At 52.5% G+C, this 16,242-nt stretch carries 6 protein-coding genes and 2 pseudogenes; 6 read left to right on the top strand and 2 right to left on the bottom strand.

The window, feature by feature from the left end; genetic code table 11:
• Positions 1 to 312: 312 nt before the first annotated feature.
• Together ACA074_RS20850 and ACA074_RS20845 are read right to left on the bottom strand one after the other, a co-directional pair.
• On the bottom strand, positions 313 to 5,259 hold the full coding sequence (locus ACA074_RS20850) for an AIDA repeat-containing protein (RefSeq protein ID WP_497677712.1): 4,947 nt from the start codon (positions 5,257 to 5,259) through the stop codon (positions 313 to 315).
• A complete protein-coding gene (locus ACA074_RS20845; RefSeq protein WP_497677711.1) occupies positions 5,249 to 6,421 on the bottom strand; it encodes an autotransporter strand-loop-strand O-heptosyltransferase in 1,173 nt (390 codons plus the stop codon). The genes ACA074_RS20850 and ACA074_RS20845 overlap by 11 nt, the downstream gene beginning before the upstream one ends.
• A 967-nt stretch (positions 6,422 to 7,388) precedes the next feature.
• On the opposite strand from ACA074_RS20845, the pseudogene ACA074_RS20840 reads away from it, so the two are divergent.
• The 6 genes and pseudogenes from ACA074_RS20840 to ACA074_RS20815 form a co-directional block, all read left to right on the top strand.
• Positions 7,389 to 7,585 (top strand): annotated as a pseudogene (locus tag ACA074_RS20840) (IS66 family transposase); the annotation flags it as partial.
• Positions 7,586 to 8,189: 604 nt separating this feature from the next.
• Positions 8,190 to 8,936 carry an adhesion domain-containing protein gene (locus ACA074_RS20835; protein ID WP_497677710.1) on the top strand — a complete coding sequence of 249 codons (747 nt, stop codon included), beginning with the start codon at positions 8,190 to 8,192 and terminating at the stop codon, positions 8,934 to 8,936.
• Positions 8,937 to 9,677: 741 nt separating this feature from the next.
• Positions 9,678 to 9,964, top strand: a pseudogene (locus ACA074_RS20830) (IS3 family transposase); the annotation flags it as partial.
• Between the two features lie 645 nt (positions 9,965 to 10,609).
• Entirely contained in the window at positions 10,610 to 11,236 is a 627-nt protein-coding gene (locus ACA074_RS20825) for a response regulator (RefSeq protein ID WP_497677709.1), read from the top strand.
• Positions 11,237 to 11,358: 122 nt separating this feature from the next.
• Positions 11,359 to 14,904 (top strand): ZirU family protein, encoded by a 3,546-nt coding sequence (locus tag ACA074_RS20820; RefSeq protein WP_497677708.1) that lies wholly within the window; start codon positions 11,359 to 11,361, stop codon positions 14,902 to 14,904.
• A gap of 370 nt (positions 14,905 to 15,274) precedes the next feature.
• Complete coding sequence (locus ACA074_RS20815) at positions 15,275 to 15,964, top strand: ZirU family protein (RefSeq protein ID WP_497677707.1); 690 nt, start codon at positions 15,275 to 15,277, stop codon at positions 15,962 to 15,964.
• Positions 15,965 to 16,242 lie beyond the last annotated feature (278 nt).

The following is a 16,242-nucleotide window of genomic DNA, read 5'->3' as shown; positions in this document are numbered from 1 at the left end:
ACAACTGGGTTTGGCCTTACCAATTCAACGTTGGTCTGGGGCAAGCTGAGTCCTAGTAAAAATTTAACCTCGCACCGGGATTAGTAGACCTTTACCCAGCGCACCAAGCATGGTTATTAGAGCTTTTTATTCACACTAATTTCCTACTTGTAAAAAACATTTTGCTCGAGGAGTATAACTTTTTTACTAGCCTCAAGTACGAGTTTCTGTAACCCGCTGTCTCAGGGGTCTATACCGAGCCAAAAAATCGGCTGCCACTTGAGGGGCTCTCAAACGGCAACCGATATTGGTTCGCGAGACCTCTACAACCGTTTAAAACTTATAAGTGAGCTCTAGCTGCCCTCCGTAAACTTGTTTATTATTTCCTGATATGGCTTGCTCATAACTCACCTGCAAACCGACGCCAAGCGATTTGTTGATTTCGCCGGTGAGGCCGCCGGTTAAGTTCAGTGCGCTGCCCCCACGATCGGACTCGAAATTGACTGCGGCGCGACCTTGCTGGAAGCGCGTCTCGGGATTGGCCTTGAATTCGTGCACCACGCTAGGCCGAATCCAAGCGCTTAACGGTTGATGGCCATCATGCCACGTCTGCTCCAAGCGCAAGCCGGCTCTGGCCTGTAGGCTTTGTATATCGTCGAAGCGAACCTCCGCGGCCGGGTCATGGGTCTTGTCCAAGCTTAACGTCTGAGCGCTCAATTGGACTTGGGGCTCAAGTAATAGCGTTTGGCTCAGAGCATAACGATACCCCCCCTCTAAACTGGCGCCCATTCCCCAGCCCTGGGTTTTCAACCTCAACCCATTTGCCGATTTACTTGACAGGTCATTGAAGGACGCTTGCACGGTGGCGTCGGTATACCAGCCACTCTCCCAGAAACGCGTCCAGTAGGCTCCCAGGCTGTAGCTATCGAGGGTTAAATCGCCGGCCTTGCTGCCGTCATGATGTTCAACCCGGGCCGTGCTGCGACCTATTGCTCCATAGAGACCCACACGCTCAATAAAATCGGCAGTTTGCCGACCAAACAGATCACTTCCTATTTGCAAAGCGTTAATTTGCGCATCGTAATCGGCCGCTCCGCGATAGATGCCCTCATGGGCGCCATCGTTACGTTCACGGCTATTGACTATCCGACTCCAGAGTATTTTTCCTGGATCAACCAATCCGCCATTATTGGTGGCCGTGCCGCCGCGTCGTTCGTGCAAGGAACTGAGAAGTGTATTGGCGTAATCGAGACCCAAGCTCGGAGCTACCGAGCCCAATGACACTTCAGCACGGTAATTGGGGCGAGCGGCCGCGCGTGGAGGCTGGGCGGTGTCGGGAGTGGGAGTAACGCCAGGGATAGAGGGAACGTCAGGTGTAGGGAAGATCACCTGATCAGATGTGAGAAACCAGTCCGGTGAGTTCAATCCTTGGCGCAAAGAATACTGGTACGCGCCCGCCAATACGACATTTTGTAGCTGGAAAGCATTACTTTGGGATTGAGCTCCATTTATAAGGCTCACAAGTTCGATGCCTTCTCCGCTGGTTGGACCGCCCAGGCCTCCAGCATTGCGGATATTGAGCGCGGTGTTACCGGTAACTTGACCACCATCGACTACTATCTGGTCGGTAGGCGAGTTGTTATCAGCGAGAACGCTGTTGAGCGTTATCACTCCGCCGTTCCCGATCAGGTTGGTGACGTTAAGTACTTTTGGCACATAGCTGCTGCCTGCTTGTGGTGCCTGAAAGTCAATGGTACCCGCATGAGTCAGGGTGGCGATCAGGGAGTTGCCAGTCAGTGCCCAGTTAGAGCTGGCGTCAATGTCTACGTCCAGCGGGTCGATTGCCCCGGTCAGCGATGCACCATTTTGCAGCGAAAGCCGACTGCCAAGTGTGCCAAAAACGTCGCTTACCAGTTGAGCGCCTCCGTTTGCGCCATCAAGGATCAGGCTGCCAGCAGTGATGGTCGTTGGGCCGCTATAACCAAGTACACCACTGAGCGTTTGCGCATAGTTGCCATTCTTGATCAGGCCGCCAGTGCCGCTGAGGCTGCCGGCATAGGTAACTTCGCTAGTGGCAGGGTTACTGTTGGTGAGGGTCAGCGTGTTGGCACCGAGAAGCACCTGACCGTTCCCGGCCAGACTAGCGACGGACTGATCGAAGCCGCCGGCGTCAAAAGTACCTCCGCTCATAATCAACGCATTCGCGCTTGCCAATACATTGGCGGTACCGGCTTTGAGGGTGCCACTTTCGATAGTGGCTTGGCCCGTAAAGGACTGCGCCTGCTCAAGCGTCAGGGTGGCAGTACCAGCTTGGGTCAAGTTACCGGTGCCTGAAATCGCCGCTTGCACTACGCTGTCGACGGATTGGCTAAAGCGTAGTTCACCATTGTTTTGCACCGCCTCGCCAGTCAGTTTGCCAGTACCTTCGATCAATGTAGTACCGGTCAGTGTGGCACCGTCATAGACTAGCAATTCGCCCTGCTCACTGACGGTGGTGTTATTGGCTATGGCGCCTCTGTAGACATAAAGCTGCGCGCCAGCGTTTTCCAGCAGTACATTGTCGGCTAAATGTGCGGCGGAGGTGACAGTGAAGCTACCTAGACGGTTAGTGCCAGTCACGTCCGCATCAGTATCAACGTTGATCGCCCCGCCGCTGTTTTGCAGCACGTTAGTAGAGATACTGCCACCGTAGATGTCCATCAAGCCGCCGTTGTTGATGGTACTGTCGACAACGATCGACCCTCCAGAAACGATTTGGTTGGCGCCTGCATTGATCTGGGTAGCGCTGGCTAAGCCGCCGCTGCTGACGAACTGCCGGCCGCCCTGGTTGATCTGGGTGACGCTGGCCAGAGCGCCGGCTGAAACGCGTTGTAGGCCGCCGGCTACAGTTGTAGTGTTGGCCAACGCGCCAGAGAACAGCACCTGTTCACCACCACTATTGATTAAACTCTGATTGGCTACGCCCCTCACCGTTTGTTGACCACCGCTGTTGATGATAGTACTACTGGCGCTGGCGGCCGATCCAACAGTCTGCACCCCCCCAGCGTAAATCGATGTTGCGTTAGCTTGGCTACCTGCGCTGAGGTTTTCCACACCGTAGATTTGACTACCTTGGGTGGTGCCACCACTTGCTAAGTTAACAGTCCCGCCTGAATAGGCTGTGGTAGCGGTTGCCGTACCTCCAGAGTTTACGACTAGTAAGCCGCCTGACTCCAATAATACGTTGCTTGCCGATTTGGTGGCACTGTTGATGAAAAAGACTCCCAGTGGGTTGGTGCCATTGAGCGTGCCCAGTAAGTTAGCCGAGATAATGCCGCCGCTAAGTTGCTTAATGCCCACCGCGGTAGGGTTGTTGATAGCATTAGCCACCAATGTTCCGCCAGATAAGATGGTAGTGGCTGAGACTGTGCTTAGGCCTCCCACGCTGTAACGCGCACCATTGTCTAACACTAAGCCGTTAACCGTTCTAGTAGCCACATTGATAGAAAAGGTACCCGACACATCGATGCCGTTTAGGCTGTAGACATTGGTGCCAGTGATGCTGTTAGTAGAGCCTGTAAAAAGCGAATTACCTCTTATAATCGATCCGTTTAGCAAATTGACATTAGTGCCATTGCCTACTTGAGCAATATTGAAGACTCCGCCTGAGCTTATGGTGGCACCAGTAATAGTGCCCCCAGTGCCCCCAAGGACCAACGACCCCCCTGAGCTTACGGTGGTGTTAATAGCAGTCTGACCGTTACCTGCTGCCATCAGGCCACTGTTTTCCAATAGAACGTTATTGGCCACCCCGCCCGCCACGATGAAAGCTCCCAGTGCATTCGTACCACTGATATTTGCAGCCATGTTAACGTTTAACCCACCGCCCTGCTGCTGGGTCAGGTTGGTTGTTGTCGTGCCAGAACCGGCAAATAGTAAACCGCCGCTGGCAATCACAAAATTGTTCGCCGTGCCGCTATTGATGGAGAAGCTCGACCCGAGAGCGTTGATACCTGTCAGGGTGCTGCCCCCGAGACCCCCGCTGCCAACGGCAGCGCTGATAATTCCACCCGCCTGCTGTGTCACGCCCAAGGCGCTTGCCCCAGTTGCAACATTCAAAACCCCGCCATTTTGTATCAGGCTGCCGCTAGCAGTACTGCCAGCTAGCACGTTTTCCCGGCCGCCGACCATGATCTGAGTATTGGAAGCGCTACCACCGGAGTTAATATTTTGTACCCCGCTGTTCTTAAGCGTGGTGGAGACCGCCTGCCCGCCAGAAGACACGATCAGCAGGGCACCGGCATTCTCCAGCAGTACACCGGTGGCTGTCTTGGTGGCACTGTTGATAGAAAAGCTGCCCACGGTATTGGTGCCACTGACTGTGGTATTGGTGGTAGCGTTGAGCGCACCGCCACTATTTTGTGCCACGCCAGTGGCCACTCCGCCAGCGACTACAGTCAGCATCCCTCCTAGATTGATTGTCGTGCTGGTAGCCGAGGCGGCGGCATTGACGATGAAGCTGCCGCCATTTTCTAGCATTACATTGTTGGCGGTCTTAGCGGCCCCATCAATAAAAAACGTACCCAGGCTATTAGAGCCTGTGACGGTGGCGTTAGTGGTGGTGACCAGTGCACCACCATTTTGCTGAATAATGCCCGAGGCGATGCTTCCGAGCGTGGTGGCGGAGAGTGTGCCGCCGCTGGCGAGCACAGTGTCTAGGGCGGACCCGCCCGCCGAAACAATCTGGGTGCCTCCGCTGCTGACTGTAGCTGCCACCGCGACCCCTCCTGAGGTGATACTCAAGCGCCCGCCGCTGCCAACCAAGGCACTAGTAGCCACGCCGCCAGAGGAGGTCGTCAGCAGAGCGTTGATGCCACTGAGCAGCGAGCCGCTGGCTTGACCACCGGTCAATACAGTCTGCTGTGCGCCGCCCAAAATCTGGGTCTGCTGAGCTTGTCCACCGGATGAAACGATTTGCGCCGCGCCGCTATTAAGCAGGCTGCTGATGGCCGTACCTCTGTCCTTGATGGTCTGGGTGTCATCCCTCTCAAGGATTTCGTCTTGAACCGTTTCGTCGGCGTTTACCGTGGCGGTGAATTCCGCCACCGCCGGCGGCGGTAGTGCAGCCAATAGGCAGGCACCCAGCAGGCTTACCATAGAGACGGGCGCAGGAGATTGGCGGCGGCATGAAGATTTACCTTTGCCTCTGCCCTTAGCCAGTTCCGAAGCCACCACCCAAAGTCTCATAGAGTTATTCCACACTACGCGGAAGCTACGGTTTAGAGCGTTCTTAACTGACATGGCAGGCAATCCTGGATGTGATAGTAGGCAGGCAGGAATCAATGTGAGCAATGACTTGATGGGCAGTGATCAAGGATGAGCATTCATATTGGCGCTGAGTGCCCTTGTGTCGCGGGCACCAGAAAAAATCATGGTGATCGAATCGCTGCCGAACGTCGTTCCAACATCCGTTGCAGCTGTGCACGTTGAAGATTCGATGTGGGGTTTGAAATTCGTTCAATGGCAGAGTGAAACCACTGATCATCAGCACTGGGGTTTCACAAGCCCAGGCCAGCCACGCTAAGCCGCTGGAAACGCCAATGAAGGCGCTGGCATGCTGTAACAATGCGGCTCGTTCTAAAAGCGGGCGGTCACCGGTGAAGTCCTCTGCCTCGGACGGAGCGTACGTCCACGCCGGCGTCTGGCCATGCACTGAGTCTTTGTCGATGCATAGAACTCGATAACCCAAGCCCTTGAGGTGTCGAATAACCTCGCTCCAGCCAGTGGGGTTATTCCACTTCTTGCATTGTGTGGAGGCTTGAACAGCAATACACACGTAGGGTTCGGCGATGCCAGGACGCTTTTGCTGGGCGATACGAGGACGGATCTCACTGTTGTTCACACCCAAAATATTGCCGGCGGTATGGTGCAGCCCGGCTTGGCGGAAATCGATGGGCTGCTGGCAATTATCCTGGTCGTCGAAGAATAGTCCGAGCCAGTACGTGGCATAAAAATCCCTGCTAGTGTCGCTTGGTGGTAGATAGCGCAGCAGTGGGTAAACATCTGCAAAAAGGGGAGCGATTTCTTCGGCCATGCTGTAATAAAGCTGGCATTGGTGTTGTTCTTGAAAACGCTCCAAGTAGGGAAACCAAGCCAGTACATCTCCAAGCGTTCCTACGGGGAAGCGCACATGTACCGCCTTGCCGGTAAGATCGAGTCGGTGTTCTAAGCAGGGGCTAGTCTGGCCGGTCTGCCAAACCTTGATCAGAAAAGGTACGTAGAATTTTTTGGTACTGAACACCCAGCCTTCTGATGAGTCTGCACAAAATAGAATGTTGCCAGTGCTGGTATCGTGCAACTCCACATACCATTCACCTTCGGGCAGCAAAATACGAGCACCGTCGTTGAAGTCATAACGAATTCCTAAAGATCCAATTTCATTGGGTATATGCGAAGCATCCATTACATTACCTAAAGTTACAGTTAATTAAGAGTCACTAAAAACCAACTTCAGATTAGTCGTAGATTGGGCAATCACATAGGCAGCGGCAGACTTTAAAGATTGCCTTACAAGGCACTCAGGAAATCCCTACTTTCGACTCGCCATAACGCTAGCTTCATCACGTAAAATGCAATTCTTCATGAAATGACCAAGCATGTGACTTAAAAAGCTGTGCGACAGGGCTAGGTAATGAGGAATACTCTGCTTGACGCTCCAGAACTTTCTCATGACGTGGGAAGGCACATGAAATTTTCGAAAAAAACTTTCTCAGGACCACTACTTGACAGCAGCAAACAGTGCTTTTTAATCTTCCGCTGGATTGAAAGTTTCCGAGGAGCTTGCCTCTGAATATTGCACCCCCGAGTTTTGACGATGGCGGCACGACAGGCTTCGGCAATTCATCTAAGCTTGTCATGTCTGACAGAATGCTGATTAGTTTAGTCCCAGTTGAGGCGGTGAGCGCCGACAAGCATCAAATACAATCAGTGACAAAACTAAAATAGATCGCTCTATCGAATAATTTTTCGCAATAAACGCCACTTAATATGCTCTTACGTCAATGGTAATCTGCATTATGTTTCGATAGTGCAGCCTGAAAATCCCCTAGAGGGATTAGCGTCTTGTCCTAAATGGCCAGCACTTCAAATGGGAGATAATGATTTATCTCCTAAGTAAGATAGACAAAAAATGCCCCCCCCCAAAAAAAGAAACCAACTTCACGTGATGATACTTAAAGAAGATCCATACTACGGGCTGTAGCGGCCAACATGTTTAGGCAGCGCAAGCATCTGCCATGCTCATCGCAAGTGAGTTAGGCACCATCCAGATATGAGGCAACAGCTCGGCGACCTCGCTCGCCCGCCCGCTGCGTCAGCATATCTTTGAGAGAGGCATGCGGATCAAGCTCATGATTGCTGCGTCCATCAGCGCCGATGAACCACCAGTACAGATGCTCGCTCCGAACTCGAAGAAAACTCATCGTTCTTATGTATGGGCCTACGCTACCAAACATCTCTGCGAAACAGCGGCAGTCATTCATTTATGATTTCAGCCCCAGCAGCGCCGGTAAGCATGCTCGCAATTTCCTGCAAGGCTGGAAGGGCGCGCTGGTGCGATGATTTCGGAAGCGGAAGTGACAACCCCTAGTGTCGAATAGTCAAACCGTACGCACTCCTCAACCACCCTGCCATCGCTTCAGCTTCGGCGTACGGCCGCAAGATCGCTTGGGAACCATCCTCGACCAATTATTCCGAAAGGGGGGGGGGGGGGGGGGGGGGGCACACCTCCCGAACTACACCATTAAGTAAGGACTGTGGCGCCTGCTTAAAAATACATTTTCAGGGAAATCCTTACAGCCATTGCTCCATTTTTATTTGAAAATCACAGCCGTTACTGCACTTAAGCTGGCACGATCTTCTGAAAGTGTGCACAACCAGGTTACTGGCGTAACAACCTGTGCGCCGAATCCGAACGCCCCAGAGGGAGATCGTAACGGCTACAGTTTTGGGCCGCTATCAGCGCATCCCTACTCCCACAAACGACAGCGACAGCGACAGCTCTCGCGATGGCCTAAGCTGGTCTAATGGTAGACGCTCAAAGGCGTCAGTACTAAGCAGGGCCCTTGGCGGCTGCGCACGCACGACGAAGCAACCTGTCGGTGGCTCGCGCCTAGAGCGGGCTGAGGGCAAAGGACGCGGACAATTTGAACGTTAAGAGGATGCAAAACAGCATGAACAGATTTCTACTGCCCGGCCTGATTGGTTGGATGTTGCTCGTGCCCCTGGCCGGCAGTGTGCAGGCGGTGGACACTACCACGTCGACGGTCATGGGTCGCGCGCCGGTGGCCAGCAATGTGGCAATCGTCAATGAGTCCCGTCCCGGTGAGCAACCGCGGGCGAATGATTTGCTGCGGGTCAGCTACAACTTCTTGGATATTGATGGCGATGGCGAGAGCGGCACCACCTATAAATGGATTATACGGGGCGCTAACTTCCTGGGCAGTACCTACAGGGTTTGGGGCATCTACGCCTATGAGAGCATTAGGGTAGAGGTAACGCCGAAAACCAACTCGGCGACTACCGATCCTTCCAGTGGTACGCCAGCGACCTCAGCAGCGTTCCTAATTTTACCGGCAAATGTGGGTAGATTCCTGGCGCCTGACTCTACGGTACGCAACTGGACTGCTGCCAATATGTATTGCCAGGGGCTGGGTAACCGTGCGCGTTTACCAACCAAGGATGAGCTGAAAAAACTATTTTTGGATGTCACCGGCGCTACTGCAGTTGGTAATCTTAATATTGAACTTTGTAACAAATACGGCTGGCCCCTTGACGGTGTTTGCAGGGGCAGTCAATCCAACTACTGGTCCAGCACCCCGTACAACAGCGCAGGTGTCCACTACTACGTCAATATGGTGTACGGCTATGACTACTCCGGCAACGATAGCCAAACTAAATATGTTGCTTGCGTGCGTTGAGGTTTTTAGCTGTTAGTTTTTACATGTTAACGCTGGACGCGTCTAATGTGGGCGTGCAGCGAAGCACGCCACGAGATGATTATTTGGTGCAAAAATCCAAGCTACAATCAAATTTTTAAATGGTAGAATTTATTTCCCTTATATTGCCAAGTTTAAATGATTGTTTACGTCATAGCTTCCTTTGCAGCGCATAAGAAGGCTGAAGCCCCCTCCCATTTGAACTGGTCGTCATCACCGATGTGCCGGGCGTTCTAAGTTTTTTTGAACTATTGGGAGTTCATTTTTAATAGAATGATTTTGCTATTTACTAAAAAGGAAGCGCCGAATAATGGAACAGAATGTTCTCGATAATGTGATGATAGTGCGCTAACGAATGCAGCAGATGGAATGTGTACGCAGTTATGCAGGGCCCAGTACGCGTTTAGCTATATGCGCAGCCGGGATTGTAGCGATCAGCTGGGCTGAGTTAATTGAGGCGCCAGTCGCTGGCGAGTTACGCGCCGGGCTTGATGGGGTTTATGCGCGCGCCTTGCGTCGTGTTGGTGAATCGCTCATCTTGGAACCGGGGAAATTGTGCAACCCAAGGGCGATAACCACTGAACGCTGCGACAGTGGAGGTACAAGCACAGCCAAAAAAACGTGGAATGCTGGCTGACTCATTAATTAACGCACGCTGGCTAGGTAATAAGACTAATATGATTCTGAGAACCGCCTTCCTCGATTATCGACCTTTTGAAATGCAGCCGGTTATTTCGCCAACGGTTGTGGCGATACCGCATACGCCAAAGCATGAGTTGCCGGTGAATTTTCTTGGGCAGCGCAGCGATGGAGCGCGCGCTCCGGAGTTTGAAGCCTGAATTCATACCGATCTTAGGCTACAAAACTGCGCAGCAATCACAGGGCGACATCAGCAATTTTGATGCATCGCTATACCTAGATTCGGCCTCAGCAATTCAACGGCGAGCTCGCGCCAGCTCGTGCGGAGGAAAACTTATGTCGTGTCCGGGATTAGTTGGCCGCTACAGTGATCGCCAAATTGCCCGATAAGTATTTCTTTCGGTCGACTGCAGCGAGTCAAAGTGCTGCCGGCGAATACGCCCCACTGATCATTTAGCGCATGAGTCTGTGCATCGGCACGTTATCCAGCTGTCCGCTGGTTTTTTCGCATATCACATGATTGCGGCCACCGTAGACGCGGGTCCGCTATTGAATTGATCTGTGAACCTAGAACCAGCGTCGTTGACGCTCAGCCCTTTTTGAGCATCGTAGAAATGGTCATGTCGCTTGGACGCTCAGACCATCTCCGCCCGCGACACCCAAGCATACAGCCGGACAGACAAAACCCTAAAAAACAAACGTACTGCAGTCTCAGCTGCCTTTTCGCCTGTGATCCCGGTTGCGATTTGCTTTCAGAGCAGCCGCTCGATTTCACCCGATGCTTCCAGCGAGGTTCATGGAGGGTGCGTCGATGCGTAATAGGGATATTCCTACAGCTTTTTAGTCTCAGAGCTGCGATTTTGTGGAGATAACCGCAATCGTACTGCTGCCGAGCTCCTTTTTTACGATTTGCGGCTAGCCTGATAACAAGCTTGCGTAGGTGATTTTTGCCTTTGTGTCAGGCTCTACATCAATGGGGTGTCGCAGAAAGGCTCACAACATGAAGAGGTGATGAATTGGCTAAAATATTGATTGCCGACGATCATGCTGTCGTTCGCATGGCCGTATCTCTGCTATTGGAAAAGACTGGGCATACAGTGATCGGACAGGCCCACAGTGGAGTTGATGTCATCACATTGGCGCGCAGTCTAAGACCAGACTTGGTAATCCTAGATATTGATATGCCACAGCTGGACGGCTTTTCGGTACTAAAACGACTATGCGTCGGGCCAGAGTGTATCAAAATTATCGTTTTTTCCGGCCTTGATGCCAACCGCTACGCCATTCGGTGTTCGCGGGCAGGTGCCAGTGGATTTGTGAGCAAGGATGGGCATCTTGATGATCTGTTAAGTGCAGTGCAGATCGTGATGGCAGGCTATACGCTGTTCCCGACGACAGATTTATCTTCCGTCGACAAATCTAGTTGGCGGGGCTCAGAAGAAGCGCTCATCAGAACGCTTTCGAATCGTGAGTTGGTAGTGCTGAGGCATCTGGTCCGCGGGCATCGAATAAAGGACATCGCCGAGGAGCTAATGCTTAGCGAGAAAACTACGAGCACCTATAAGGCTAGGTTGATCGTGAAGCTTCAAGTAAACAATTTTCTTGAGTTGGTCGAGCTTGCCAAGCGCAATTCCTTGGTTTGACGCCTGATACCCGATGAAATATTGGGGGAAATCCCTACGCATCGAGAGGTAGGCGCTTAGCTCCATTGGTGAGCCCACCTGAGATTATGCCGCCGTCAATACATTCAGGACGGTGGTCTCTGTTGAAGCAGCTCAACCAATCAGGCAAGTCGCCTTCTGATCTTTATCAAAAGGTAATATTTGCTTCTCCCCTTACGAAACGCAACAGCAGACGATCCTTGCCGGCATGTATAGTCCTTGCTCTATACGGTTATGAAGTCTTTGCCATGCCCTTGGCAACAGCTGCCGCGGGCAGCAACTTACCGCAACAGCAGCGCATTTATACTCCTTTGGAAAAAATCTATGTGCTTTATGTCCCGCAGGGGGAGACTGTTGCCCAAGTGGCTCAGCGTTTCGCGGTAAGCGAAGACTCTATAACGTCGCTTCGCTCGCAGATGCTAGACCAGGGTTGGTCTGATAACGTGTGGCTAATCCCCAAAGCGAAAGGCGAGACAGGCGAAGCGGCACTTTACCCAGGCTACGTATTTTACACCCTGCGCAAGGGTGAAACCTTGGCGTCTCAGAGTTTGCGTAATAATCGCTCCGAGCGTGAGCTTACACGCCTCAATACCCTAGTAATGGGTGAGGCGGGTGTTGCCCGGCTAAAAACGGGGGGCATGATCATGGTGCCAGCACCTCAGGCTGAAGTTACCAAGGCCGATCCAATCTCCGTAAAAAAAGGTCGCGAATTCGAACTGCGCCTAGCTCAGACCTTGTCGCAGACTGCTCAAGGGCTGGGCGCTGCACGAAAGTCTGGAAGTGGCGTAACTGCTGTTGATTTGCTGGCACAGCAGGTGTCAGGAGGTGCCAGTAGCTCCTTATCTCAGAAAGCGGAAGATCTGCTTAGCCCGCATGGTCGCGCCAAAGTCGGCGTGCAAATCAACACCAATAACAATGACATTAACCTCGCACTCGATTACCTACACCCTTTGCTCGAAGGCAGCGACGACATACTGTTTGGCCAAGTGGGGGTGCGCCAATTCGACGAGCGCAACATTGGCAACGTAGGCTTGGGCTATCGTAAGCTGGTGAACGAGCATCTGATGCTGGGTGCAAATGCCTTTATCGACCAAGACTTTACCCGCAATCATACGCGCGCCGGTGTGGGTGTTGAGGCGTGGACTTCGCAAGCGCGTCTAGCGGCCAACGCCTATGTGCCGGTGACAGGCTGGAAGAAGTCGGACCAAGATCATCTGAATCCCGATACAGCGCGCTATGACTTGTACGAGCGTCCGGCCTCCGGTTGGGACGCCCGTGCGGAAGTAGCCCTTCCGGGAGCCCCAAGGGTCGCCGGAACAATCAAGTACTTCCAATGGAAAGGTGAGGGCGTTGATACTTTAGGTGGTGGCCGTCTTACCCGAGACCCCAAGGGTTACAGTATCGGCGCCAAGTGGCAGCCGATCCCTTTAGTAGGCTTCAGCGCCGAGCACGAAAATATAGTTGGTGGAGACGGTCAATGGAAGCTAGGTGCGAGCCTTACCTGGAGTTTTGATACCGATCTATCCTCGCAACTCAATCCTGGCAGCGCAACGGCGATGCGGCCTTTGTCGCAAGCGCGTAAAGACTTCGTGCAGCGTGAGTACAACCTCGTGCTGAACTACAAAAAAGAAGAAAAACCTGTCGCAATACCTTTTGCTTTTTTGGACGATACGCTGACCTTGACAGCCCCAGGCGCCCGTACGATTAATCCGTTGATAGCCTCTAGTCCTGCACTGCAAGGCGTCCGCCCTACAGGCGTGGTGAGGTACGAAATAGGTTCGGTCAACCTTGCGACTCTCGCGCCCCGTAAAGTGAGCAAATTGTCGGTAACGATAGACCCGTCCACTGGACACGTAACAGTTCCCGCTGGTATCTCCGCGCACTCAGTTGAAGTATTGGCGCATTTGGATGTCAATGATCAACCTTCCGCCATGGCGAGCTACAAGCTAGTAATTTTGGAAGGGATAGATACCGATGGCGATGGATTAGCCGATGACGAAGAGGCCGTTTTGGGTACTGATCCAAACCAGCCAGATACTGACGGTGACGGTGCGACCGACTTGGAAGAAGTGGATGCAAGCACAGACCCTTTGGATCCAGACAGTCATCCAGGAAAGGGTAAGCCCGTGGTCGATGTCACCGACATCAAGGGCGTGTTGCAAGTCGGCCAGACCTTAACAGGTGAATACAGCTTCAGTGCCAATGGTGGTGACGCCACCGATGCTTCGGTCATCACTTGGAAAAACGGTGGTCATGCCGATAACGATGCCGACTACGTGTTGGACGCGGGTGACGTGGGCACAGTCCTGACCTTTGAAGTCCAGGCGAAAAACAGTGCCGGCGTGACGGGTAATACCGACAGTCTCGATACCGCTAGCGCCACAGGCGTAACGGGTGGAGGTACGGTTCCACCAGGCTCGATTGTTGATCCGTCCTTGACTGGCGTGCCAGGTGTGGATGTCACCGACATCAAGGGCGTGTTGCAAGTCGGCCAGACCTTAACAGGTGAATACAGCTTCAGTGCCAATGGTGGTGACGCCACCGATGCTTCGGTCATCACTTGGAAAAACGGTGGTCATGCCGATAACGATGCCGACTACGTGTTGGACACGGGTGACGTGGGCACAGTCCTGACCTTTGAAGTCCAGGCGAAAAACAGTGCCGGCGTGACGGGTAATACCGACAGTCTCGATACCGCTAGCGCCACAGGCGTAACGGGTGGAGGTACGGTTCCACCAGGCTCGATTGTTGATCCGTCCTTGACTGGCGTGCCAGGTGTGGATGTCACCGACATCAAGGGCGTGTTGCAAGTCGGCCAGACCTTAACAGGTGAATACAGCTTCAGTGCCAATGGTGGTGACGCCACCGATGCTTCGGTCATCACTTGGAAAAACGGTGGTCATGCCGATAACGATGCCGACTACGTGTTGGACACGGGTGACGTGGGCACAGTCCTGACCTTTGAAGTCCAGGCGAAAAACAGTGCCGGCGTGACGGGTAATACCGACAGTCTCGATACCGCTAGCGCCACAGGCGTAACGGGTGGAGGTACGGTTCCACCAGGCTCGATTGTTGATCCGTCCTTGACTGGCGTGCCAGGTGTGGATGTCACCGACATCAAGGGCGTGTTGCAAGTCGGCCAGACCTTAACAGGTGAATACAGCTTCAGTGCCAATGGTGGTGACGCCACCGATGCTTCGGTCATCACTTGGAAAAACGGTGGTCATGCCGATAACGATGCCGACTACGTGTTGGACACGGGTGACGTGGGCACAGTCCTGACCTTTGAAGTCCAGGCGAAAAACAGTGCCGGCGTGACGGGTAATACCGACAGTCTCGATACCGCTAGCGCCACAGGCGTAACGGGTGGAGGTACGGTTCCACCAGGCTCGATTGTTGATCCAATGGCGTCGGGCAGCGTGATAATCAGAGGCACCTTCGTCAACGGCTTCCCGCAGGTAGGAACGCCACTTTTTGCCGAGGTAACTTGTGTACATTCTTGCGCGCCGAATATGGTCTATCAGTGGGAGATAGAAACGGGGGTTAGTAGCGACAACTATGTAAGTATCTCGGGGGCGACGTATGCTACTTACACGCCTTTGAAGGAAGATCAGCGTCGAAAGATTCGTGTGACTGTTAGAAATCCTTAACAGCTTGGTGCGGATATAATGGCTCTCCACGTTTCGCCTATTTCATTCAGTGTCTTTCGTAGATACATACCTGCGTATGTTTGTTGGTACTAGCACGCGCAGTGATCATACAAGCGCCGAGAGCGCGGACTTGCTCCGCGCGCGAATGATAATGGCTTCTTTGCTTTATGGGGGAAATCCCTACAATTATTGAGGTGCGGACCGATGTTTGGGTTGAGCCCTGAAGCCTACGATGTTATCGAACCATGCGTTGTAACTGGAGTGATTCCAAGGTAGAGCTAATGCAGGTTTTTAAAGTTTTAACAAATGTAACGATTACAAACGTCTTGGCGTTTCCAGGCATGTTGAATGTTGCGAGGTGAATAGAAAAGTGAATATATTTAAAAGGCAGGCGTCGCCGCAATTGTTGGGTTTGGCAATAGGCTTTGCCGTCAGTGCTTCGGCATTTTCAGCAACGGTGACTTCTACTTCTACTACCTCAGTTATGGGGCGTGCGCCAGTCATGGCTGCACCAAAAATTGAATATACCGACACCAATAATAATGGAATTGTGGATGTTGGAGATACGCTGACCGCTATAGATGGAGCTATAACTGATGAGGATGGGGATGCTCCAATAGACTCGAGCTATCGCTGGAACAACGGTACTGCCGATGTAGGTAGTTCTTGGACATATACCATCGTGACAAATGATCTTGGTAAAAAACTTACCCTATTCGCGACTCCGTATACGGATCCGGACATTACGGATCCAGCTGAAGGCATTGAAGTGGCCGGTACCGTTGGAAGCGGTGGTGAAATTTTTGTTGAGAGCGGGAATCTTCTTACAGGCGTAGTAGTATCGGGCTATGTGAACGGTAATCCACAAGTAGGTACAGAGCTGACAGCTACTCCAACGTGCCTAACTACTTGTGATGGCACTATTACTTATCAGTGGGAAGTTGAAACAGCGGTCAATAGTCGCGTCTATACAAAAATCGACGGGGCCAACGGTAACAAATACACGCCTAAAGGGACTGATCAGCGTCGTTTGATTCGTGTTGTGGCAGAGAACCAATAATTAAGCTTTCTTGAGTTATTCTTGGCTGGGTAGTGCTCTGTGCAATACCCGGCTTTTAGCCTTTCGAGTGTTGAGCTGTGCTGACATATGACTAGATGAAAATTTGCGTAAGCGTGGCAGTGCGGGACCTATATAAACTCAACAAGTGGACCTTATCATTGATCTTGCGATCTCTCTCAAAGCAGTTTTGCTTTTTATAGTGTTTGCTAATTGAGATGCGCAGTAGATGGGGGTATGTGCTTTGAACGATCCAAAAAAACAGGAAGCCGTTTCTCATC

Source organism: Pseudomonas sp. LBUM1655 (assembly GCF_059716085.1).
This window is presented reverse-complemented; position numbering and strand designations above follow the sequence as displayed.

Excerpts from the sequence above, each read along its gene's own strand:
- ACA074_RS20850 (WP_497677712.1), bottom strand. The coding sequence starts at position 5,259 with ATGTCAGTTAAGAACGCTCTAAACCGTAGCTTCCGCGTAGTGTGGAAT.
- ACA074_RS20845 (WP_497677711.1), bottom strand. The coding sequence starts at position 6,421 with ATGGATGCTTCGCATATACCCAATGAAATTGGATCTTTAGGAATTCGT.
- ACA074_RS20835 (WP_497677710.1), top strand. The coding sequence starts at position 8,190 with ATGAACAGATTTCTACTGCCCGGCCTGATTGGTTGGATGTTGCTCGTG.